The following is a 22,636-nucleotide window of genomic DNA, read 5'->3' on the forward strand; positions in this document are numbered from 1 at the left end:
TCAACTTACTTTTTGTAGACTATTTTTTCTAAAGCGCTAAGGCTTAGGTTGAATGGGTCAGCTGATGTGAGTCGTCCTTGGAAATTTATCTTGCTTGCTGTTCTGCTGAAATCAGAAACTGTTAGTGTTTGATCATTTCTGATGAGCGCCATTCGACATGACTCCCACAAGATAATTGATAATCTTCGTAAGTTTCCATTCGTTAGTGCAAACAGTGCAAGTATTTCTTTTTTTCCCGTCAGGTGGGGCATTGCAGTGAATCCCATGTTGTTTTGAATTTCTGAGGCGAATGCCCGTATCAGGCGATTAAAATCATTGAGGTCTTCTTCAGTTGAGATCGTGAAAGGTTTGAGCCTTGCGCGATATGGGAACCGATCGCTGAGCGCAGCTCTAATGTCAATAATTTTTTCGCAATCTGGCTCTCCTGCAATTAAGACTAAACCTTCAAAAGCGTCGATTAGGTTTTTGAGCCAGTCGGCGGCAGTTCTAATAGCAGTAGGCGTTAGTCCACGGAGCAAGTGAGGGAGTTCGTCTAGAATCAGCAGCTTGGTTTGGCAGGTTTTTAGTAGAGTGAATAGGTGGTACTCAAGAGCTTCTTGTGATTGGCGGCCAAGAAATACTTGGAAGGTTTCTAGTAGACGATTTGTCAATGCCTTGACCGTTGCCTCAGACGGAACTCGGCAGTAAACCACAGGCATAATCCAATCAGAATGGCATGGGGTTTTAGATTTGTAGGGGGGAGGATAATCACGCATTAAGTCGTTGCAAAGTGTGGTTTTGCCCGTTCCTGATTCACCGAATAAGATCGCACTGGCATCTTCACGTCCTAAAGATCTGGCCTCCGTCGCTTGGTGCAGAATACGAAATGCCTCTACATACATAGGGTGGGCAATTGTGAATTCACTCAGATGTTTAAGTTTGGTGGCAGCTTCGGTGTGCATTGTATTTACTCCTTTCAATGCTGCGGCGTCGCATTATCTCGGAGTTTGAAGTAAGGTTGGTTTGCAATTGTTAAGCCAGTTTTCATGTTGTGTTGGCGTGCTAATTTTATAATTAAGATCGGCCTAAGTCGTCGCTCTCGCGTTTGCCGGGCAGCTGATAGGCTTGGAAGTCAGTGTTGTCCAGCTCTTGGCGCTCATAAGGGACAGGCATTTGAGGAAGTTGATCGTTAAGTCGAGGTATGTCCGCCTGCGTACGTTCAATAGAAGGGTGTGTTTGCTTTTTAAGAGCAGAGTTTGCCTTTGGCAATAAGCCATTCTCAGCGTTGCTTTTCTCACAAGCTTTAATGTACTCATTCATGTCGAGCAGCATCAAGCAAGCTTGGTCCTCATTAAACTTTTTGTTGCCTTCTGCCTTGAGTCTTTCAAGAACTAGCATGTGGTCTGAAAGCGTTAGACCATTTTGGTATTCCGGGTGTGTCGCGATTGCTTCGTGCCAATCGTCCGGCGTATCTGGGTGAGCGACCCAAACTGTGGCCAAGTTACAAGGATCAAAATAGATGATTGCCGACTGTCCTTTCTTGAGGCGTTGAGCAATATCTGCTACGCCATCACCATGCCATGAGAGATGGTCTTTTTTGACCCTGCCCTTATCAAGCCTTCGTTGCCAACTGCTGAGGCACAGATGATCAAGTTCTTCCTGGGTGTAACGCTCTGCAGGCAACTCTGTCATTTCCAATCTGGCAAGTTCTTCGTTAGGGCTAGCATTAAGTTCGCTGTGAGTTGTTACATGGTAAGAGGCGAGCCACTTGCTAAATGAAATTCGATACTGCTCAAGGGTCAAGACGGCATGCTTGGCTGGCATGTATTCGCCTCGTTCATTGGGTGAGCCGAACGTAAAGCCAGGAATGGTTTGGCAGAACTGCTCTTGGACAGTAAGAAACCATCGTTCGAGAATCGCCTTAGCATCGGCATCGCGAACGGGTACATAGTCTGGTTTGATGCCAAGTGAGTGAAAGCTAGACAGCGCCCAGATATTCAGAATCTCGGGTCCGTGATCTGCAATTATTTCACTCATTTTCCCTCTAGCCAAAATGGATGACTTCGTGGCGCGCATCATTTTTTCACCACATGGTGCTCCAAAGTCGATATCGTAGCCAGAGCAGTAGCGCGCACTTGGAAGGAGGTGGGCAGACAAAATGGGCCTCCCCATTCGCCCTGTTCGACTGTCGATAACCATATTGCTACATACGTAGGAGTCGAAAATGGTCACGGCAGTGCTCTCTTTGTTTACGTACAAGCTGCCGCTAGACTTACTACGTCTATTGGCCTCTTCAACACCGTAACGAAGCTTGGTGACGTAGTAAGGGTCAAGAATGTGCGCACGTCTACGCATAGTGTAGTAACAGGGGATGATCAACGGCGGCAGGTTTTGCCGTGCGCGTTCAAGGTTTTCTTTGATCAAATGCCCTTTGAATAGCCTGTATGCATGCGCTAAGGTCGGTCTGTGTAGCTGCAAATACACTGTGTTAATGTAGTGCTTCATTAACTCCTCGGTAACTCGGGGGAGTTGAGGTGGCCGGCGGCGGTTTTTTTTACGTGCTAGCGCTGCAGGGTTTCGATTCGATGCGAGGAAACGTTTGACCCAGAGACGAACAGAACTGATTGAAGGTGGCTTGGAGCGATTGAGCTTCTTTGCCAGCACCTGAATCGCGTGCTGTGCTTCCACTGTTATGCGACCACCAAAGTTGTTAAGAACCAGTTCTACAAATGGTTTATGGTCATCGATCCTTTTTAAGTTTTCCGCACTTAGCGATTTGAGTCTTCCGAATCGGCTTGTTTCCGATGGTGTGCGCTTGTGCAGTTCCAGCTTTCCGCTGTCCACCATTATTTGGAAGTCTATAGGGGTGATAAACCTGTGGTGGTGATGCCTGACTGAGCAAAGCGAGATAAAGTCTTCAGAAATCGTGATGATCGCGTGTATCTGATTGTCGAGTTTATACTGTGCGCCTACTCTTGGTTCAATCATGATGCTTGTGCCTTCAATATGTTTCAGTGATGCCTGTGCTGTTCGCGAGTCCTAATTTTAAGCAGAGTGGTAAAGGTGTTAATGTGTCATCGTGCGAGTTGATTAGGGCAGTGCTTTAATATGCGTCGTATCGAGTTTTTTGATTTGATAGGCTCTCAAGGTTTGCAAAGCATTGTTCAACGATCTCTTTGGTGTTCGCATCGCGGATAGGTATGTAGTGTGGCATTATATCGAGGGGGTAAAGTTTGGCTAGCATCCAGTTGTTCGAAATTTCATGCCCGTTATCTACCACTATTTTTGCTCTGTTGGCTGGGCTCCGTGGCGCATTTATATTTAGCTTACTAGCTCTAGGTTTACTCATGCTGCAAATGCCTTTTAGTGCGCGGTAGCGAATTTTCGTATAGCGCATGGGGTGTTTGTCTAAAGGTAGTAGATGCTCTTAAAGAATTCCGTCACATACCAACATCTTTCCGTTACCGAAGCCCTCTACATGCCTAGGTCTTCGATGAGTTTTTCCACTACGCTGTCTAGATATAGCGGGGTGTCAAGGTTTGTCACCAGTTGTCCTTTAAATAGCGCCTTATAAATCATGCTCTCGCTAACGGGGCGATCACAGTGAATCAACTGACGTAACGTCACTGGATATGAAACTTGGCGCAACCATGCTAAGCATCCAATGGCTTCAGCATCTTTTGTGTTGAACGATTGGAAATAGAGGAATTTCAAGTTTTGCAATCGCGAGCCCTTACGAATGCTGTTGTTGTCGGCGTACGCCAGCGTGTAACCCAGTTGTGCAAACGACTGCTGTGCAGCCAAGAGCTTTTCACGCTCCCGAGGACGCAGTGCAGTGAAGTCAAATTTGACTTCTGTGAAGTAGGTGGTGTCGGCGGTATCCACCCGAAAGTCTGGACGGTAGCGCCCAGGGCGATTTGCTATTGTCACCTCCAACTCGCCTGGTTGGCTGGAATAACTGATCACTTCGTTATCCCATTCAAGGTGCACGCAATAGTCACCTTCCAAAACGCTATCGCAGATAATTTGCTTATGATTTTTGCGCGATGGGAAATACACGAGATGTTTCCCGTACTGGGCCCATCTATCAGGCCTCGTGATCCCAACTGGCGTGGCCATGGTTACTACCTCGTCTGAACGTTGATCGGTTCGTTGACATGATTGTGTCGGAGACGCCTACACTTTTCTACGACTTGAGATATGGCGCTAGGTCGTATCTAACTTATTGATTTTCATGACGCAGCTGGCGAAAGTAATTCTGCAGGTTGTGCCAACAGGGCGAGTTCCGTAGGAAGCGTAGGAGGTATCTATGCAACGCGCGTCGCCAGAAGATCGCCAGGTGGAGAGGCTCCGGGCCACCCTGTTTACGCACTCCTTGGCTGAAGAGCTCGGATGTGCACATACCGGTTATGCGCTGGGGCGGCGATTAGAACCTGAAGGTGCTGTGTTGTGTCCTGAGACCTGGTACCACAAGTGGTGTGGACGCCTGAAAGGAGCGTGCATTTCCCGCCAAGACGAGCTTCAACGACTGTTGCATGACTATCCTCGACTGGAAGTCATCTGGAACGATCCACTGTGGGAGGCACTGAAGCAGCATGGAACCGCAGAAACTTGGGCGAGCCGCTTCGATGCGCGGGTTCAACCCGATGACAAGATGCGTTCGTTCACGAACGCGTCGATGATTGCCTGGGTGGGTGTGCCTGAGCCTCAACGCTTGGTTGATCTACTCATACTGCTACGTGACCAACGTTTTGGCTTGGGGCTTCAGCGGCTCTGGGTGTTGAAGAATATGAGGGCCTACCTGTTGGTCGTGTCCGCTTTTCCACCATTCAGTTGGGCTCCCGCAGAGCTGTATGGGTGCATACGCCGACTCCCTGGTAATGAGCGGTCTGCCAAGTGGTTGTCCGCTGCGATGAGCGATTCCCCCGAGGAATGGCGAAAGGCCGTCGAGTGCGCGAAGTATCACGTCGATTGTTGGATGAATGAGGCAGTGGGGCGGACTCAGTCCGGTGCTCGAGGCTGGCTCTGGGACGGCCTCAATCCTAAGGCTCATGCCTGCTAGCAACCGCAGCTGCGGCTAACCGCAGTGCGCTATAACGGCATGATCCATGACTTCGGCCTGCTCAAGGTCCTCGGCGAAGTGCCTGGGACCCGCAGTGCGATGGACCAGGCTGCACAGGCGATCAGGCAGCACCTGAAGTAACAGCGTCGATCAACAACGGGGCAACCATTGTCGCCCCGTTCGTATTTCCCACTTCTCAAGCCACCTTCGACTTTCACACTCGTCCTAGATAGCAGCCAAGCATTGTGGTCTGAATCAGCGCTGCTTGACCGTGGATTCGCTGTCCCACTTCGGCAAGGATACAAAGTGAATTGTCCTGCCTCCGTCAGATTTCAGGTTCGCGCTGGCCCGGCGCGATAACCAGTACACAGAGTGCGCCTAGTTGGCTTTAGCAGCGTTTTGCCGGGAACCTGCATCGGTGCTTGGGGCCGGGTCTTCCTTGATTATGATTGGGTACCAGAGTTGCGGTGGAATCGGAAGTCGGCTATGGCGGCATGCCATAACCAATAAAGGCCAATGCCCTAGGCGTACCGCAGAGAGGCGCGTGTAGTCACCTTCTGTAGAGCATTCCCTGCCCAAGATTTTTCTGGCTGCCTCACCGTCACTCGTGATCGGGACGTCACACAGCGCAAGCCCGTGCGGAGTTTTGCTGAGATACAAGAGTGCCTCAGTATCAGGCCCAGGCATCCAGAGCTGCTGATTGCAATGTTTCATCTCGTTTCGTACGAGTTGAGAGAATCGGCCGCTAAACTCCGTTTCTCCATCCAAAGTGGCCCAGAGCACCATGATCGGTATGAGAACGCTGCCCTTGGTGTGCTGCGCCCGATAGTCATCAGTCCTCGTCTGAGGATGCCTAAGCAGCTCCTGGTAGCTACCGTGGATGGTGGGGTACTGATGATGCTTAGTGAAATTGAAGTGGTAGTAACTCAGAAGCTCATCGCTGTAATCCCGGGCATAGCGGCGCCACTGCCTCATCGCCGACAAGAACATCAAGGCGCAAGTAATCTCGATGACTTGCTCGTCGGCTACAGGGGAAAGCAACGCGCGATTGTTCTTGATGAGCTCAGCGATGTGGAATGCGAGCCTAGAGGCCTCTTTTGGCACCTCGGATGCTTCAAGTACTCGCAGCCCATCACCATCCAGATGGTGCCAGAGAATCCAAAGCCCCCTCACGGCCACGCGACCTAGAATCTCAAACAGCTTGAGGTTGATGTCGATAGGGTTGTGGGAGTTAACGGAGCAGGCCAGTGCGTCTCGTTTTGCTGCAAGCGGCAGGATTTTCTCCTCCATTAGCTCGGCCCAAATCTTTGTGTGCAGATCCAGCAGCTCGTTGAAGGTCAGGCCGATGTGGGTATACCCGATCGACGCAGCCTCAACATCATCTTTGACCAGCTCCCAGGCTCGCAGAATGACCAGTTCACTGGCTCTGTAGGGGGCCTCGAGATTGTCTTGGGTACGAGCCCAGACGAACAGCACCGAGAGGCAGATGTACATTTGTCTCAGCGTGGCGAGTCGCTGCACGTGGTCTTGGTTGCCGGACTCCACAAGCCCTTCAATGAGCGCGGTGAAATGCTGAACTGAGACGTCAGGCTCGTCGAGCATTGCAATGGACTTTTGGAACCGCGACTGCAGGCTCCTACTCACGTGCTGATGCTGCAGCAAACCGTCGGCGAGTAAGCCCGCCATGTAATCGCCGTTCCATTCTTGGAATGAGATTCTGTCAGTGGTTTCTCTTTCGATCATTCCTGTGAGTGTGTCTCTCACTGCTTCCTTCACACTGCCGCCGAAGCACAGGCAGATCACGATCTTCAGTGATTCGTACTGAGGGGCAATTCGCTTGGTAATGTAACCATCAAGGATCTCGTTGATTGAGGTTCGTACCCCTTGGGGCACTGCATCCCACTCCGCTCGGGTCAGGTCGCCCTGCTTGATGGTAAACAAGTAGAGCTTCTGCTCGCCATCGTCCTCGGGACTTACGGCGGCAACGTCGACACCGAACTGGCGTGGCCCTGTTGACGGACGGGAGATCACGTTGAAGCCCATCTCACTCAAAAGATCAGGCAGAACGACATCCAATTCATTTCGTTCGCGAAGCGAGGCGAGGTACTCGCGGAAGACCAGTTTCATCGCGTACGCTCCACATACAAGAAATTGAGGGTCTGGATCTCTAGACTGGAGGGCTCCAGAACCGACTGCCGGGGAATCTGGAAAAAGTGTTGAACAGTGGCGAGGGATTGCTCGATCCGACGCATTGCCCCTGTATCACCGTCGGCCACGTCTTGCGGAGGTGGGAACGCCGGCACCCAACTGGCCATTCCGGTGCCATACAGTATGACTTGCTCGCGGACCAGGTCAGCCATGATCGAGGACGCGCGAGCTTCCACCATGTCATTTTGCATCTGCTCACTGCGTCGATGGTGCTCCAACTGACGCTGACGCTCCGAAGGCTGCAACTCGCGGATGTGCGCATCCCCGAGGCCTTCCAGATACTTGTGCAGCTCCTGTAGTGCACGCTGAACAGCCTGTGATGCCGAATCGGTGGTGCTTTCCGCGATCTCGTCCAGATAGTCTGATTCCAGCCCTGAATAGTTAATCAGCACCGGGTTGAACAACAGCCTCTCCAGTTCACCCTGAGTCGCGCCAGAGGCGTTACGTATGAGGCTGACAATCAGGGACGCAATGAAGAGGGGCTTTGAGAAGAAGGTGCCGAGCGCTTTGCGTGCGATGAAAAGGTAATCGCTGTCAGGTATTTCGAGTGCTTGGCTGAAATCAAATGTGAACACTCGACCTTCACTGGCTGCAAACAGGCCGCGCCTAAGCGCAAGGGCCAGGCTCAGTGAGTCAGAGTGCAGCCAGCGCACCACCCATCTGTCCAAGACAATATCATCCCTGCTTTCAAGCTCGTGCAGGACTGAAGTGAAACTGGTAAATGGTACGGTGGAGTCACCGAGAATCAGTTTCTCAATCAACCCCTGAGCCTCCGAAATGTCGCCTCTACGAATCATCCCAGCCAAGATGATATCCAGTAACTTAACGACTTCATCCTCCGGCTGACCTGATGACACGAGCGCAAGGAGATCCTGACGGACTTGGAGGCTATAAACATTGGCAGTACCCATCAGCGCAAGGCCTATCGCTTTTTTAGCCGCCAAGGTAATAGGGCACGCGGCTTGCTCGATGAGCCTGTACGTCGATCGCTCGAGCTCAACAGGAGTATCTTTTTGCCAGGCCAGTGCCAGGGCGAGGAGAGCGTCTCGCACGGAAGGTTCAGCCTCACGGTCGATCACAGTCAGGATGGTTTCGACTAGATCAACGCAGGTGTTGCGCACCTCTGCGGACAAATTACAGAGTGCCCTGGCTGCCTGAGCGCGCTGAAGAGCGTTCCCCTGTTTGAGAAACTCCAAAGCCTGCGCCAGATAGAAATCTGGGTCTGCGTGCAGCCCGACACTGATACACGCCTGCACGCAATGGAATCGTTGAGAAAGTGGGGCGTCCGACTTGATCAGTTGCAGCAGGTCGATGACGCGCTCTGTTGAACCTTGGCACCATTTCATTATCTCGCCGTAAGATGAGTGGCTGAGCATAGGATCATCGTGAGGAACTACCCCAGCCATCAGTTCAAGCAACTCATCGCAGCTGGTCGCGATGGAGCCCAGCGCCGGCAGGAACACCTCGATACCCAGATACATCTCGTTATGGGAAAAACGAGACGGTTCAGGCAGTGGGAGCAGGGAGCGAAGATCGATATCCTTCGATTGATGAGCGTCTATCAAGGCCAGGGAAAACGGCGCGCTGTCGTGCCGCCAGCTGTCCTTAAAAATCAGATCAAGCAGTCTGCCTTCTTTCGCGGCTACAACGATCTCATCACGTGTTGGGATGGTCATCTCAGCTCCTTCCAACTAATCCATCGCTCAGGCCCGTCAGGGCCAGCGAGAAAATGGTCATGCTTGCGTCTTATCAGCGATCGGTGCCGTGCGGGAACGAGACAGCCACCCCTCCGTTTCCTCGTCATCCAGATCGACAGAGACTTTGATCCAACCATCTCGCTCTTCCAGCACTTCGACCCGGTCACCCAAATGCAGGCGCCCGGTCTCATCGGATCCTGATCCAGGGCCGGCGCGCAGAACCGCTTGCTCACGAATGACTACACGGTAGGACGCAAGCAGTGCTCGATGCTCCGATGGCAGCTCCTTAATGACGTCCTGCACCTGTTGAGCCGATGTCACTCCCTCGAGTTTCTTCTCAAGGTATTCGTACGCTTGCGCGACGCCCACGAGGAAGACAAGGGTACCAGCTAGCCATTTAAGGACTCTCCAAACATTTAGGATCTGAGCGAAAGCCTGTTTCGAAAGCTGCGTTAACTGGCCGCCTCGACTCAGTAAGTCGACAATCTCCTCTTCTGCAACCTCTGCCCGTTCATCGTCAACACGATCGACGGGGTCGGGTTGGCTGTGGGCGAGCAGCTCCTCGAGAGACTGCAACGTCCGCTCCGCACTTTCTGCCACGAGGAGCCTGGCCAGCGAGGAACTCTTGATGACATTGTCATATGAGGCGAAAACACCCTCGAAGGCACTACTGAACTTCCTACCCTGAGCACTGAGGAATTTCAGCTCTGCAGTCAGCCCCGCAATAGATGGCAGTGCCTTTACTGCAGACAATTGCGCTTGGAACCCAGCTGCCGATGAGAACACCTGTGTAGCCTCCAAATGAGCTTGGAAGCCTTTCAGCGAGGGGAGCGCGCGCATCTCTGCCAACTGAGCCCTCAATCCCTCCATAGACGGGAAGACATTTGCAGTAACCAGCCCGCTCGACGAAACCAAGGCCTGGATAGGTTCCAGCTGAGCACGAATGCCCTCCAGCGAAGGAAGCGCTTGGACGCCGGCCAGGGGTAGACCAAAGGCCTCCTTCCAGGCCAGAGGCCGAAGCATGGCAAGTTGCTCGCGCAGGCCAAACAGCGGTGACACCGAAGCGAGGGTCTCCCTCAGCTCTCGAAGAGGATTTATGACTGGCAGCACCCGAGCGACTGCAAGCTCTGAGCTGAACCCTTTCCATGACTCGAGCTGAGCAGAATTTAGCTGAGCATGAAGGTCGCCGTGCAGAGAAACGGATGGCCCCTCCAGGTTGACCAGGGGATTGCTAGCCTTCTCGGCGACGCTTTCTTGGCCCTGAGCAGGCTGATCATTCCCAGCGTTGTCATCCGACGGTGTCATGGTGAACTCCAATCCTTAGAATTTCGAACTCAAGCCTGCCAGCCTTCTACCACTTCAGCACCGTACTTGGACTTCCATTCCTTAAGCACTTTGTGATTGCCACCCTTGGTTTCAACCACTTCGCCGTTGTGAGGGTTTTTGTAGCGCTTCAACTCGCGCGGCTTCCGAGTGACCTGAGCCGCGGCAGCTGCCGGGCGTGCCGCAGCCTGCGGGTCAAGGATGGCGATGACGTTACGCAAGCTGTAACCGTACTCGGCCAACAAATCACGCAACTTTTTCTCAAACTCGATTTCACGCTTGAGGCCGTCATCATTTTTGAGAGATTCGAGCTCGGCAAGCTGGGCTGCCAGCTGCTGTTCCAAGGCGCGGAACTCGGCAAGACGGGACATGGAGTACTCCTATATATGGGATGCCCACATCATCCGGCTTGCCTGCTCAAATCACAACAGCGACACCATCAATCGAAACGACAGGCGTCGATTAGACAGTAGATTCCGAAGCGGCGTCGGCACGCTCTAGTACCGGAGTTGAGTTCTGATCAAGGGGCCCGGCGGGAGTCGTCGCGACCTCATCGAGAATCTCAGGACGGGTCTCCAAGTACTTTTGGAAACGGCGCACCGCTCGATAGCTGTTGTAGGGAGACATAATTAAGGCAGCTAGAAATATGAACATCACCTCAACGCCCACACCCGCAAGAAAAGCCCCAAAGGTCCCACCCTTCAACATGATCGCCAGCCCAGAAACACCGCCGATGCCCATTAAGAAAAAGCCGACTCCACAAGCAAAATAAGCCCCCGCGGCGTCGGACTTAGTGACCCGGAGCGTTAGCCGCGGCTGCTCCGGTGTGACCCACAAAAACCGAGCGATTTGGCGAATTTGCCAGTTATTCCAATGCCCGGTACGGGCCAGGCGGATCAAGAAATCAGCCTTTGTGCGGTCTGCTCTGATGCCGCTCGCGATGCGAAAGCTTTCGAGATAGAGCGCGTCATCAAGGTACTGAGCATATGGTGACTGGGCACTCTCACCGGCGCGTAGCTCCTTTAGAATCTTGTATTGCCTACGTCCGAGATGGGTGTCGTACAGATGCAGAAGCTTGATGGCCCTGGTTGGTACGAGGCACAACACACTTACAACTGCAGCAACCGCGGTCCAGGTACTGTTGAACTGCGCCATGATTTCTTGAAGCATAAGTGGTTCCTTGAAGTAGGGTCATTACATGCCTTCGACTGCTTAAATGTAAGGAAGCAGCACGCAGACTTGTGTCAGCGCTAAAAAAACTGTACATGCATACAGTTACGCTGCGCAAGCCGTCCACCTGCGCACCGCTTTCCGAAGCCGTTGAGCAGAGCCCTACCGGGAGCAGACAGGACCATTGGCTGGCCCCGCCTAAGCGTCGTCAAATGGGCTTCTTCGGTTTGCCCGATTTTGATTCGGCGATGTACTTCGCAAAGTCTTCTTTGGCCTCCTCGGTGGAAGCCTTGGGTAGTGGCTTTTGCCGCTGAGGCTTCGCCTGGGGGCTCCGACTTTTTGGCTCGATCTGCTTCAGCACCTTGCGTTCCTGCGCAGTCAGGGAGGAGTCGATCGCCACCGCCGCGACGCGTTCAACACGCTCCTGCCTGGCGAACAGAAAGACGTTGGAGTGGTGCGGTGCAGGGGTAATCAGAGGACAGCAGAGGTCCAGTCGAGAGGTCTTTCTGGGGCCTTCCAGGACGATCCTTTTCAAATCATCGACGCTCATCCTGCTGCTGCAGTATTCCGGCGTCAGGTTAGCGGCGCTGAGGTCGCCCAGTGCGATGTAGTCCCTCTTCCTGTTGCGGCATTCGATGTACGCGAGACTGATCAGATTCACTGCAAGCCGTTTGAGCCCGAAAGTCAGCCGGTAGAGCTCAGCGGCAAGGAGTGCGGCTGAAGTACGCCTTCATCAAGAAGCACTCGACGGATTACTCGGTACGTCGCCTTTGGCAGACCCTCAAGGTGCATTCCAGCGGCTACTACGTCTGGCTGGCCGAGCCTCAGTCTGCCCGAGCCCAAGAAGACCAACGGCTACTTGGCTTGATCAAGCATGCTTGGCTGGAGAGTGGAGGTGTGGAGGAGGGCAGGCCCGCTCGTCTGGTCGCCATATGCCATGCAGCGGTGCAACACGTGCCCCCTGAAGGGCTCAGCGGTTTTCGCGTAGACAGAATGGCTAGGGGCGGCGCAGCCGGGCCCTGACAGATAGACTCGTGGGAGGAGCCGCGACGAGGGTGTGGGGAGACCTTCCTAAGCGTGCGGATTGCTGCTGGCGGGGGACAGGAGCGCTTGGAGGCGGGTCAATTGTTTTGCCTGGGTACGGATCACTCGTTGATCTTGGCGGTGGCTTTGCAGGTACTGCTTGGTCTTTTCGCGCTGCAAGGCCAGCGCGTGCACTGCTGCTTCGCCCTGTCGGCGTGCCAGCTTCAGTTCTTCGTCCCGGCCGCTCAGTTGCTGCCGACCTTCGAGTAATTCCCGCTCGCAGCGACGCACGTGCTCCTGTTGATGGCTTCGATCACTGGTCATGCGCTCGAGCTCGCGATACAGCTGGGTCACTTCCTCCTGTCGCTGCAACAGCTGTTCTCGTAGCCCGCGTACTTCCGTTTGCAGGTGACGTACCTGCTCATCATGCCGCTGCAATTCCTCCTGGCGTTGCGCCACATGCTGCTCGCGGTAATGACTGAGAGCATCTCTGGCCTGCTGGTGTTTGGCTTCCAGTGATTGGATGTGGGCCTGGCGTTCCTCCAGTAGCGTTAGCTGTTGCCGGCAGGCTTCATCCAGCCGTTGGCGTTTTCCCTCGGTCTTCTGCAACTGGCTGTTCAACTGTTGCTCTCGTTGGAGCAGGGCACGGTATTCATCGCCTTGGGCATGATGGGCGATTTGCAGTTGCTCGAAGCGCGCGCTCTCGACCGCGCGCTGCTGCTGGTAGGCCATCTGCTGTCGATCCAGGCGCGCTCGGTCAGCGGCTACCGTCTCCTGGGCTTCGCTGGCCAAGCGCTGCGCTAGACTTTCAATCAAGGCTTGTAGTTCGCGACTGAGATCAATGCTGGGCGGGCGTGGTTCGGCGGCAGCCAATTCCTGCAAGTAGCGGTTGATGGTGGTCTTCGAGCCGGTGTGGCCCAACTCGGCGCGCACCGCCTCAATGCTCGGTGTCAGGCCGCGGGCGAGAAGGGCGTCCCGGGCGCGTTGCACCAAAGCTCTATTGATGCCGGGACGAGCCATGGCCGTTCTCCGATTTTTTCGTACTGTTCAACCAGTATGGAAGTACACGTGTATTGCTGCTGGGAAGGCGCTGATAAATCGGACAGACTGACGTATGAGAATCCTGAATTCTCGAACGTGATAACGCTTTTCGCGGTTTTCTCCCGTACGAGGGGGTACAGCTGGAGGAGGGGTGGACACTTCGCCTGATCGTTATCTCCGGGCTGCGCGTCGAGTCAGTACTGAGCGGCGCTATGCCCAAGCCATTGAGCACTTCGAGGCGGAGTGGGGCGGGTTGCTGCCAACGTCCAGTGCCAGCGTGGTGCGCTACCTGGCCACCTATGGTTCCCGGCTGGCTGCCAGCACGCTGCGCACGCACCTGGCGGCGCTGGCCCAGTGGCACCAGCAGCGCGGGTTTATCGACCCGACTAAGGCGGCTCAGGTGCGTGACAGCCTTCGGGGAATCCAGGCACTGCATCCGCAGCCGGTCAAACAGGCTCCGGCCTTGCAGCTGTACGTCCTCGAGGCCGCCATCGAAGGACTCAGTGCTGACCTACACAGTGGACAGCCGGCGCAACGACTGCGGGCCGCGCGTGACCAGGCATTAATCCTGCTCGGCTTCTGGCGCGCCTTTCGCGGTGACGAGCTGTGTCGGCTACAGGCCGAGCATGTGCGGATCGAAGCGGGCGAGGGCATGCAGATGTTGCTGCCGAGCAGCAAGACCGATCGCGACAACCGTGGCCGTAACCTGACCATGCCGGCGCTACAGCGTCTGTGTCCGGTACAGGCCACAGAACAGTGGCTGCAGCTTAGTGGTATCGCGCAGGGCCCACTGTTTCGCGGCATTGATCGCTGGGGGCATCTCAGTGTGCAACCGCTCAATGCCAACAGTGTGTCGCGTCTATTGCGCCAAGCGTTGTCGCGCAGCGGTGTCGAGGCCGAGGGCTATTCGGCACACTCGCTGCGTCGCGGCTTCGCGACCTGGGCCAGCCGCAACCAATGGAGCACCGAGGACTTGATGGCGTACGTCGGTTGGCGCGATGTGCAGTCCGCCACGCGCTATATCGACCCTGCCACGCCCTTTGGCAATTGGCTGCGTTGAGCAGTGTTCGGCTACGTGATTGGAGGAGTGGGTAGGCGTTTGATGAGCGACGCGGCACTGACCGCGTCGCTGACTGATCGGTTAGAAGTTATCGCGTTGATACAGGATGGATCGGAAGAGCAGCGGGCCCTCACCGTCAAAGAAAGGCACGGACAGTGGGTTGGTGCTGCGGGAGTCCGAGAGCTCCGGCGCTGAGGTATTCGGCAGAAAGGCGGGCGCCTCCTGCAGTTGCTCTGGTAGGCCCAGGACGCGCAGTATCTGCCCTTCACGGATGGCTTTCTTCAGATCCTTTAACGGTTGGCGTTGCACCAGCTTCAGCAAAGCCGGTTTGATCTCAAGGTAGAGCGCCTGTCCGCTCTCATCCGTATGGGTTACGCGCCGGCCGATCAAGTGCATGCTTTGAAAGACCGTCTCTTCGATAAAATTGAGTGACAGGCTGAGGTCTGTACGGGCGGGCTTCGGCGGCAGGTCAAGACGCATGACATAGCTTGTTCCGGACATGGCATTTTCGTAGTACGTGAATTGTCCCTTGTGCGCGCGCCCCAGCACTTCCACTGCCAGTTCAGGGTTATCGGTTTGCAGGGTACAAAGAGTCTCGTCGGGCTCGGGCTTGATTTCTACCCGCAACTCGCATTCCAGGCTGAAGTCGCAGGCCGGACTGAGAAACAGCAGGTCGGTCCAACCACCAGGTGGTGAGTTGATCCAGCCGCCAGCGGCTGCACCCCCCAGCAGGTCGTTGCACAGCCTGCGGTGATAGTCGTCGTACTGCCAGCCCTGCCGTTCATGTGATTCGGGCACGATGAGCATTTCGACCTGCACCAGCTGGCCATCAAGCAGGATCACCTGGTAGCGGTTACTGTCATCGTCCGAAAACTGCACGTACTGGCGGCGCAACGGGGAGGACGTAACCGTCTCGGGGCAAGGTACGCCAAAGATCAAATAGGCGTGGCCCTGGTACACAAACGGAATGAATTCCTCGCCTTCAGCGTTGTAGCGGCGCTCTTGTCTCCAGCCCGTCAGGCACCGAGCGAGCCAGTGTCGATGCTGCAGCATGCGCGGGCCTTCAGTGATCTGAGGTTCGATGAAGTCAGGCAGGTCATCGCAGTCATCGTCACGCTGATACTCAAACAGATAGTCGCGGCTCGCCTGGTACCACGGATCGATCTCCCACATGATTTTGAGGTCGTCGCCAAGAGGTTCAGCCGTACTTGCCTCGACAGTGATCGCGGCATCAAAAGTAAACAGCCGAGGCCAGAAAATTCGAGTTCCCAGCAGCAGGATTTCTACGCCGTTGATGCAGACCCGGCTCTGGATGACCGCGTGCGGGTCCGGACTGATGTCGGTGGGTTGCCATGCACTCGACGTGATGGGTTGTAACACATCCGCCAGCGTCACGGAGTTGCCCGGGACGGCCAAGACTTGTCGCAGCGTTTCGCAGAGTTCTGGCAGGTTGCGGTTGGTGAGGATCAGCTGACTGACCGAGGAGGCTAGTCTACGGAGATGCTTAGCCAAGTAAGCGGCCGCGATCGGGGATTGGGGTAGCTCTGCCAGCTGCAGGGCGTTCTGAAATGGAGCGCCTTCGTTCAAGCGAGCGCACAGATCCGACCAGTCGGTGCAGCCATACGGCCCTCGCGCTAACACATACTTGGCGGTGGTCAGGTCAATATCAAACAGGTCGCGCAGGCGTTTGGCCTGGACTCTGATCGTTTCAAGAGGTGTGTTGGGAACCATGAGTGTTCTCCGTTGCTCCATTCGGAGCGACATCGGAGACGCCCACCCGCCATCCCCGATGCCCGGAAAGGCTCAGGTCAAAGGTAATGTGATGATCATGGTTCGGTCCGGTTCGCTGCGGCCAGTGAGGCCTCGAGGGGTGGGCAGCGCGTCGACCATGTAGCGACGCCTAATTACGCTATCGCAGAGCGCCTGACGTATGCAAGGTGGGGTAGCTTCACGTCAGTCCTCAGGTCGCCATGGATATCGGTAAGCATCCGCCCCTTCTGGCTTGCCTGCTGGGTTGTGCTGGCTTCGCCCTGTAGGCCTTAATCGCAGGCTAAAGCCTGTGAGACAGCGCTCGTTGAGGAGCCTTTCATGGCCATGGCGCGACACTCCCAAGAGTGACAAGGTGCAGCCGCCCGGGCATAGCGGGTTCGTTACAGTCTCAGCTGTCCTTATTTCATTATTCTGTTGGCCGACGATGTCCACATTCCATGAATCATGGACGATGGCTTTATCGAAAATTCATAGTAGTCAAGTGAAAGTGCCGCGATTTTGCATATTTGAGTCAGAAACCCCGTAGTTATCAGACCCAATATGCCTTAGCGCCAATAAAGAAGGTAAGCGTTTGATTAAGTTGTGAAGCAACTCTAGGCGGTCATCGTCCTGCAGCGGGACGAAATCGACTGATACACCTTGCTACGACAGGCTACGTCTCGACGTTTTTGGTCAATTGCGGAAGGTAATAGAGCTGACGGCTGACTGCCTCCGGGTGAGTGATCCCCACCCGGAGGCTAGAACTTAACTCTCGGCTGTGGAGCCTTCAGTAGTAGGGTTGCCAGCCATAGGACTGAATATCACCAGCTTGTTCTCCGAGTCCCAGCCCAGCGCCACCTTGTCCCCAGTCTTGAGCTCGTCGCTGAGAATTTCCTTGGCCAGTCGCGTTTCCACCGCATGACGAATCTGTCGTTTCAATTCCCGGGCTCCGAACTCCGGCTGATAGCCAACCTCCACCAGGTGATCAACCAGCGACTCCTCAATCGTCAGGTGAATATCTTGGGCTGACGCGGTGCGCACCACCCGCTCCAGCTGGATCTTGACGATCGCGCGGATATCATCCCGAGACAGCGCGTGGAACACGATGATGTCGTCGATACGGTTGAGAAATTCCGGACGGAAGTGCCCTTTGAGCACGCCCATCAGTTCATCTTTCAGCGTCTTCTCGTCGGTTCGCTCGGTCTCGGGTCGCTCCAGGTTGGCCATGATCAACGGCGCACCGAGGTTACTGGTGGCGATGATGATGGTGTTGCTGAAGTCCACCACACGGCCTTTGCCGTCGGTCAGCCGGCCATCATCAAACACCTGCAGCAGCACGTTATTGACATCGGGGTGGGCTTTTTCGATCTCGTCCAACAGGATCACACTGTAGGGCCGACGGCGGACCCTCTCGGTCAGTTGGCCGCCCTCGTCATAGCCGACATAGCCGGGAGGTGCGCCGATCAGGCGTGCCACCGCGTGGCGCTCCATGTACTCCGACATGTCAATGCGGATAATCGCTTGTTCGTCGCCGAACACCGCCTCGGCCAGAGCCTTGGCCAGTTCGGTCTTACCGACACCTGTTGGGCCGAGGAACAGGAAGGTGGCGATCGGCCGGTTGGCCTGACCTAGCCCCGCCCGTGACAGGCGCACTGCATCGCTTACCGCCTGCACTGCATCGCCCTGGCCGATCAGGCGCGCGCGCAGAGTGTCCTCGAGCTTGAGCAGCTTCTGCCGCTCTTCCTGGGTGAGCTCGGCCACCGGCACTCCGGTCAGGCGCGAGACTACCTCGGCGATGGACGCCAGGGTGACCTCCAGGGTCTGTGAACCGGTCTTGCGCTGCCAAGCCTCGGTCTGCTCTTCCAACTGCGCGTTCTTGGCCTTGATCCGTTCCTCGAAGTCCTTGGCTTCGTCGAAACGCTTACGCGAGGTCGCGTAGTCCTGTTCGCGTTTGAGCTGTGAGATTTCCGCCTCCAGCTCCTGAATGTCGGCCGGCCGTGAGGTCGCACTGATGCGCACTCGCGCGGCGGCCTGGTCGATCAGGTCGATGGCCTTGTCTGGTAGGAAACGTGTGGTGATGTAGCGGTCCGATAGCTCCGCGGCGGCGACGAATGCATCGTCGGCGAAGGTCACCTGATGGTGTGCCTCAAGGCTATCGCGCAGGCCGCGCAGGATGACGATGGTCTGCTCCACGGACGGCTCTGGCACCAGCACCGGCTGGAAGCGGCGCTCCAAGGCCGCGTCCTTCTCGATGTGCTTCTGGTACTCGTTGAGGGTGGTGGCACCGATCAGACTCAGCTCGCCTCGGGCCAGCGCTGGCTTGAGCACATTGGCGATGTCCAGCCCCCCCTCGCCACCGCCCTGTCCGGCGCCGACAATGGTGTGCAGCTCGTCGATGAACAGGATCAACTCATCGGGCTTGGCAGTGACTTCATCGATGAGCTGCTTCGCGCGTTCCTCGAAGTCGCCCCGATATTTGGCGCCAGCGACCATCGAGTTCAAGTTTACTTCGACCAGCCGACGCCCGCGCAGTACTTCAGGTACCTCCCCCTTGACGATGCGCTGGGCGAGTCCCTCGACAATAGCGGTTTTGCCCACGCCGGGTTCGCCGATCAGCACTGGGTTGTTCTTCTTGCGCCGGGCCAGTACCTCGATGGTGCTTTCTATCTCCTGCGCGCGGCCGAGCACCGGATCGAGCTTGCCCTCGCGGGCCATGGCGGTGAGGTCCCGACCGAATTTGTCCAAGGTAGGGGTGCCAGTAGGCGTGTCGACGCGACCGTCCTCGGCGCCCTTGCCGACCACTTTGAGCACCTTCTGGCGCAGTGCCTCGGGGGTGACACCGTATTTTTTCAGCAAGGTCCCGGCGATGCTGTCAGGTACCGAGGCCAGGCCGATTAGCAGGTGCTCGGGGCCCACGTATGAGTGCCCGAGGTCACGCGAGGCCTGGAAGGCGAAGTTGAAGGCCTTCTTCAGGCGTGGCGAAATGGTCATCTTGTCGGGCGCCACCTCGCCGCTGCCGGGTTGGGCATGTTGGTCGATGTAGCCCTTGATGTCATCGGGGGACAGTTTCAGTTCTTTGAGCAGGGCCATGCCGACATCAGTGTCAGCCAACACATACAGCAGGTGCTCCGAGTCGACTTCGCTGCGGTTCAGTTCATGCGCCTTCTCGGCGGCGCGCTGGAGGATCTCCTTGGTCTGCTCGCTGAACACGTCCGTTGGGTCGACCGAGTCGCGCTGCACCTCCGCTGACAGACCCGAGCTGTCGGCGAAGTGATCAGGCAGACCGCCCATGCTGCCGAAGAGGCTCGATAGTCCTCCTCCGAGCAACGAGTCAAAAGGGTTGAGCATGCTTTGATGGCGAAGCAGTTGGCGGTAATCGTGGTCGCAGATGGACATGGTCTTGCGCTGTCCATTTTGCGATACCGTCACCCGCGCGGTGGCGGGTCTTGCATTACAGATCTCACAGAGCGTGGCCATGATCGTAAAGCTCCATGGTTGGCGGACAGGTCCGACTGACGTGTTCAACCTCTGGTGGGAAACGACGCTCCACCAGGCAGGATGTTGGGGAGCACAACGGATAGGCAGGCGCATTTTCAGATGCATTGTCGCTGCAACAGTTCACCTTAGTTGCGAACGCAACTCAGACCCGAACGGCGCGACATCTAACCGACGAATGACCTGCCGGGCAGCGCAACGAAAGGGCGCTTCATGCGCCCATCTTGATCGTTGTTTAGTTGAGTTCCGAGCGCATCACCCGCACCGGCACCGACTTGTACGACGGCGTTCCGCTGTCCACGTCGATGTAGTCCAGCGGCACCAGCTGGTTAGCCTCGGGGTAGTATGCCCCCACCGAGCCGGCGGAAATTTTGTACTCGATGGCGGTGATCCGCTCGTAGCGCATCTTGCGGCCATGGCTGACGGTCTCGATGTCAACCAGATCGCCATGGGCCAGGCCACGCGCCTGCAGGTCGGCGGGATTCATGAACAGCACGTCGCGGCGACCGAATACCCCACGGTAACGGTCGTCCATCGCATAGATGGTGGTGTTGTACTGGTCATGGCTGCGCAGGGTGATCAACCGCAATACATCGTCACCGTCGACTTCCTTGTCTTCGTGCAGGCCTGGGAACACGAAGAACTCGGCCTTGCCCGACGGAGTCATCCACTTACGGTCGCAGGCTGGCAGCGGCATGCGGAAACCACCCGGCTCGCGGATTCGCGCGTTGTAGTCGTCGAAGCCCGGCAAGGTCTTCTCGATCAGGTCGCGGATCTTGTCGTAGTCGGCAGCCAGTTCCAGCCAGGGCACCGGGCTGCCTGGAAGGGTCGCGTTGGCCATCCCGGCGACGATGGCCGGCTCCGATCGCAGGAACTCCGACGCGGGGGTCAGCTTGCCCGCTGAGGCATGAACCATCGACATGGAGTCCTCGACGGTGATCGACTGCCGTTCACCGTTCTGCACATCCAATTCGGTGCGCCCCAGGCAGGGGAACAGGTAGGTCTCCTTGCCCACTAGCAAGTGGGTGCGGTTGAGCTTGGTACCGATGTGCACGCTCAGATCCAGCTTGCCCATGGCAGGGAAGCACTGGCCTGGGTCGGGTAACGCCACGGCGAAGTTGCCGCCCAGGCAGATCAGTGCCTTCGATGTGCCGGCGATCATTGCCTGCATGGCCTGTACCGAGTCATGCCCATGCTCTGCCGGCGGCTTGAAGCCCAGCACCTGCTCAATCTTGTTCAGGAAATCGGCCGAGGGCTTCTCTGTAATACCCACCGTACGGTTGCCCTGCACATTGGAGTGGCCGCGCAGCGGGCAGATGCCGGCGCCGGGCTTGCCGATGTTGCCGCGCAGCATCAGCAAGTCGCAGATCAGCCGGACGTTGGCCGTACCCTCGTTGTGCTGGGTAATGCCCATGCCGTAGGTGACGATGGTGGCGTTGGACTTGGCGTAGGCCGCTGCGACCTTTTCCATCTCAGCCTTGCTCAGGCCGCTGGCGTGTTCGATATCGGGCCACGCGGTCGCCAGAAGGTCGGCCTTGAGCGCGTCGAAGCCGTTGGTGTGCTGCTCGATAAACTCGTAGTCGAGCACCTGGCCGAGTGAGTCCTCCATCTCCAGCAGCGACTTCATCACTCCCTTGATCGCGGCGGCATCGCCACCGGCCTTGACCTGCAGGTAGGTCGAGGCGATCCGGGTGGAACCGTAGGTGGCCATCTCAATCATGTCCTGCGGGTCGGCGAAGCGCTCCAGGGCCCGTTCGCGCAGGGGGTTCAGGACCATGATCGGTACCTTACGCCGCGACACCTCGTGCAGCGTGCCCATCATCCGCGGGTGATTGGTGCCGGGGTTGTGACCGATGGAGATCACCAGCTCGCAGGTCTCAAAATCGTCCAGCGATACCGAGCCCTTACCCATGCCAATGGACCGCGGTAGGCCGACGCTGGTCGGCTCGTGGCACATGTTGGAACAGTCGGGGAAGTTGTTGGTACCCAGCGCCCGTGCGAACAGCTGGTATAGGTAGGCCGCCTCGTTGGAGGCGCGCCCGGAGGTGTAGAACTCGACCTGGTTTGGTTTCAGGCCTCGGAGGATCTCACCAATGCGTGCGAAAGCCTGTTCCCATTCTACCGGCTTGTAGGTGTCGCTGGTGTGGTCGTAGACCATCGGGTGGGTCAGTCGGCCGAGGTCTTCCAGTTCGTAGTCGGTGCGGTGCAGCAGCGTGGCCACCGGGTGATTGGCGAAGAACTCGGGGGGGACGCGCTTGTTGGTCGCTTCCCAAGTCACCGCCTTGGCGCCGTTCTCGCAGAACTGGAAGGTCGATTTGTGCTCCTTGTCAGGCCAGGCGCACCCTGGGCAATCAAAGCCGTCGGGCTGGTTGGTGCGCATCAAGGTGAGGGGCGCTTTGAGCGTGTCCATCTGCTCTCGCACGGCCGTCGCAGTCGCTTTCAGCGCACCCCAGCCACCTGCGGGGCCATCGTAATTACGAACACCTGGTACCTTGCGTCGATTAGCCATGGTTGCTCCAAAAACGATTTATATTTAATTAATATAAAGCCGTATCAAGTAGTGGGTTTTCGCTATTTCGGCCACAGGAAAACGCATCAACTAGGAGAGTAAAAAGATACAACTTCATTGAGGAAAGGCAAATTAAGTTTCTGGATCCAATGTAGTCACCATTTCATCCGAAAATCTTCCAGATTTTTTCCACGCATGATCTATCCTCCACACACTGTGCTACCCACCATGAACTCGATGAAGAGTAGATGATGTCCAGTCAGGGATGATGCATCTAATTCGCATTTGCGAATTTGCCCCAAATCCAGCTGAGGCAGAGA

The 22,636-nt window shown here is 56.2% G+C and carries 14 protein-coding genes and 2 pseudogenes; 3 read left to right on the plus strand and 13 right to left on the minus strand.

Annotated elements, in window-relative coordinates; translation table 11 throughout:
* Window positions 1-5 precede the first annotated feature (5 nt).
* From ACO6VM_RS08235 to ACO6VM_RS08245, 3 genes are all read right to left on the minus strand, one after another.
* Window positions 6-941, minus strand: coding sequence for a TniB family NTP-binding protein (locus ACO6VM_RS08235; RefSeq protein WP_422403060.1), 936 nt, complete (start codon window positions 939-941; stop codon window positions 6-8).
* 112 nt (window positions 942-1,053) lie between these two features.
* Entirely contained in the window at window positions 1,054-2,967 is a 1,914-nt protein-coding gene (locus ACO6VM_RS08240) for a hypothetical protein (RefSeq protein WP_422403061.1), read from the minus strand.
* 486 nt (window positions 2,968-3,453) lie between these two features.
* On the minus strand, window positions 3,454-4,098 hold the full coding sequence (locus ACO6VM_RS08245) for a hypothetical protein (RefSeq protein WP_422403062.1): 645 nt from the start codon (window positions 4,096-4,098) through the stop codon (window positions 3,454-3,456).
* A gap of 958 nt (window positions 4,099-5,056) precedes the next feature.
* Here ACO6VM_RS08245 and ACO6VM_RS08250 point away from each other — a divergent pair.
* A pseudogene (locus ACO6VM_RS08250) lies at window positions 5,057-5,182 on the plus strand (alpha/beta hydrolase); the annotation flags it as partial.
* A 237-nt stretch (window positions 5,183-5,419) separates the two neighbouring features.
* Here ACO6VM_RS08250 and ACO6VM_RS08255 read toward each other — a convergent pair.
* The 6 genes from ACO6VM_RS08255 to ACO6VM_RS08280 all read right to left on the minus strand — a co-directional run bounded on the left by ACO6VM_RS08255 (window position 5,420) and on the right by ACO6VM_RS08280 (window position 12,100).
* Window positions 5,420-7,168 (minus strand): chemotaxis protein, encoded by a 1,749-nt coding sequence (locus tag ACO6VM_RS08255; protein ID WP_422403063.1) that lies wholly within the window; start codon window positions 7,166-7,168, stop codon window positions 5,420-5,422.
* Window positions 7,165-8,925 carry a hypothetical protein gene (locus tag ACO6VM_RS08260; RefSeq protein ID WP_422403064.1) on the minus strand — a complete coding sequence of 587 codons (1,761 nt, stop codon included), beginning with the start codon at window positions 8,923-8,925 and terminating at the stop codon, window positions 7,165-7,167. The genes ACO6VM_RS08255 and ACO6VM_RS08260 overlap by 4 nt, the downstream gene beginning before the upstream one ends.
* A 57-nt stretch (window positions 8,926-8,982) precedes the next feature.
* Window positions 8,983-10,251: an SH3 domain-containing protein gene (locus ACO6VM_RS08265; protein ID WP_422403065.1), complete on the minus strand. Its 1,269-nt coding sequence runs from the start codon at window positions 10,249-10,251 to the stop codon at window positions 8,983-8,985.
* A gap of 29 nt (window positions 10,252-10,280) precedes the next feature.
* A complete protein-coding gene (locus ACO6VM_RS08270; RefSeq protein WP_422403066.1) occupies window positions 10,281-10,640 on the minus strand; it encodes a histone-like nucleoid-structuring protein, MvaT/MvaU family in 360 nt (119 codons plus the stop codon).
* A 91-nt stretch (window positions 10,641-10,731) separates the two neighbouring features.
* Window positions 10,732-11,439 (minus strand): hypothetical protein, encoded by a 708-nt coding sequence (locus ACO6VM_RS08275; protein ID WP_422403067.1) that lies wholly within the window; start codon window positions 11,437-11,439, stop codon window positions 10,732-10,734.
* Between the two features lie 208 nt (window positions 11,440-11,647).
* The gene (locus tag ACO6VM_RS08280; protein ID WP_422403068.1) at window positions 11,648-12,100 is read right to left on the minus strand and encodes a hypothetical protein; all 453 of its coding nucleotides are present in this window, start codon (window positions 12,098-12,100) and stop codon (window positions 11,648-11,650) included.
* Between the two features lie 38 nt (window positions 12,101-12,138).
* Between ACO6VM_RS08280 and ACO6VM_RS08285 the strand changes: the two are divergent.
* A pseudogene (locus tag ACO6VM_RS08285) lies at window positions 12,139-12,339 on the plus strand (IS3 family transposase); the annotation flags it as partial.
* 171 nt (window positions 12,340-12,510) lie between these two features.
* Here the strand turns inward: ACO6VM_RS08285 and ACO6VM_RS08290 are convergent.
* Complete coding sequence (locus ACO6VM_RS08290; protein WP_422403069.1) at window positions 12,511-13,482, minus strand: DNA-binding protein; 972 nt, start codon at window positions 13,480-13,482, stop codon at window positions 12,511-12,513.
* 172 nt (window positions 13,483-13,654) lie between these two features.
* Between ACO6VM_RS08290 and ACO6VM_RS08295 the strand changes: the two genes are divergently transcribed.
* Window positions 13,655-14,563 carry a site-specific integrase gene (locus ACO6VM_RS08295; RefSeq protein WP_422403070.1) on the plus strand — a complete coding sequence of 303 codons (909 nt, stop codon included), beginning with the start codon at window positions 13,655-13,657 and terminating at the stop codon, window positions 14,561-14,563.
* Between the two features lie 81 nt (window positions 14,564-14,644).
* Here ACO6VM_RS08295 and ACO6VM_RS08300 read toward each other — a convergent pair whose 3' ends face one another.
* From ACO6VM_RS08300 to ACO6VM_RS08310, 3 genes are all read right to left on the minus strand, one after another.
* On the minus strand, window positions 14,645-16,294 hold the full coding sequence (locus tag ACO6VM_RS08300) for a hypothetical protein (RefSeq protein WP_422403071.1): 1,650 nt from the start codon (window positions 16,292-16,294) through the stop codon (window positions 14,645-14,647).
* A gap of 783 nt (window positions 16,295-17,077) precedes the next feature.
* Window positions 17,078-19,792, minus strand: a complete 2,715-nt coding sequence (locus ACO6VM_RS08305) for an AAA family ATPase (protein WP_422403110.1) — start codon at window positions 19,790-19,792, stop codon at window positions 17,078-17,080.
* Between the two features lie 250 nt (window positions 19,793-20,042).
* Window positions 20,043-22,316: an FdhF/YdeP family oxidoreductase gene (locus ACO6VM_RS08310; protein ID WP_422403072.1), complete on the minus strand. Its 2,274-nt coding sequence runs from the start codon at window positions 22,314-22,316 to the stop codon at window positions 20,043-20,045.
* Window positions 22,317-22,636: the final 320 nt, after the last annotated feature.

This window comes from Pseudomonas sp. GZD-209 (assembly GCF_049310485.1).
In the GTDB taxonomy this organism is placed as follows: domain Bacteria; phylum Pseudomonadota; class Gammaproteobacteria; order Pseudomonadales; family Pseudomonadaceae; genus Aquipseudomonas; species Aquipseudomonas sichuanensis.

Excerpts from the sequence above, each read along its gene's own strand:
- ACO6VM_RS08235 (WP_422403060.1), bottom strand. The coding sequence starts at position 941 with ATGCACACCGAAGCTGCCACCAAACTTAAACATCTGAGTGAATTCACA.
- ACO6VM_RS08240 (WP_422403061.1), bottom strand. The coding sequence starts at position 2,967 with ATGATTGAACCAAGAGTAGGCGCACAGTATAAACTCGACAATCAGATA.
- ACO6VM_RS08245 (WP_422403062.1), bottom strand. The coding sequence starts at position 4,098 with ATGGCCACGCCAGTTGGGATCACGAGGCCTGATAGATGGGCCCAGTAC.
- ACO6VM_RS08255 (WP_422403063.1), bottom strand. The coding sequence starts at position 7,168 with ATGAAACTGGTCTTCCGCGAGTACCTCGCCTCGCTTCGCGAACGAAAT.
- ACO6VM_RS08260 (WP_422403064.1), bottom strand. The coding sequence starts at position 8,925 with ATGACCATCCCAACACGTGATGAGATCGTTGTAGCCGCGAAAGAAGGC.
- ACO6VM_RS08265 (WP_422403065.1), bottom strand. The coding sequence starts at position 10,251 with ATGACACCGTCGGATGACAACGCTGGGAATGATCAGCCTGCTCAGGGC.
- ACO6VM_RS08270 (WP_422403066.1), bottom strand. The coding sequence starts at position 10,640 with ATGTCCCGTCTTGCCGAGTTCCGCGCCTTGGAACAGCAGCTGGCAGCC.
- ACO6VM_RS08275 (WP_422403067.1), bottom strand. The coding sequence starts at position 11,439 with ATGCTTCAAGAAATCATGGCGCAGTTCAACAGTACCTGGACCGCGGTT.
- ACO6VM_RS08290 (WP_422403069.1), bottom strand. The coding sequence starts at position 13,482 with ATGGCTCGTCCCGGCATCAATAGAGCTTTGGTGCAACGCGCCCGGGAC.
- ACO6VM_RS08300 (WP_422403071.1), bottom strand. The coding sequence starts at position 16,294 with ATGGTTCCCAACACACCTCTTGAAACGATCAGAGTCCAGGCCAAACGC.
- ACO6VM_RS08310 (WP_422403072.1), bottom strand. The coding sequence starts at position 22,316 with ATGGCTAATCGACGCAAGGTACCAGGTGTTCGTAATTACGATGGCCCC.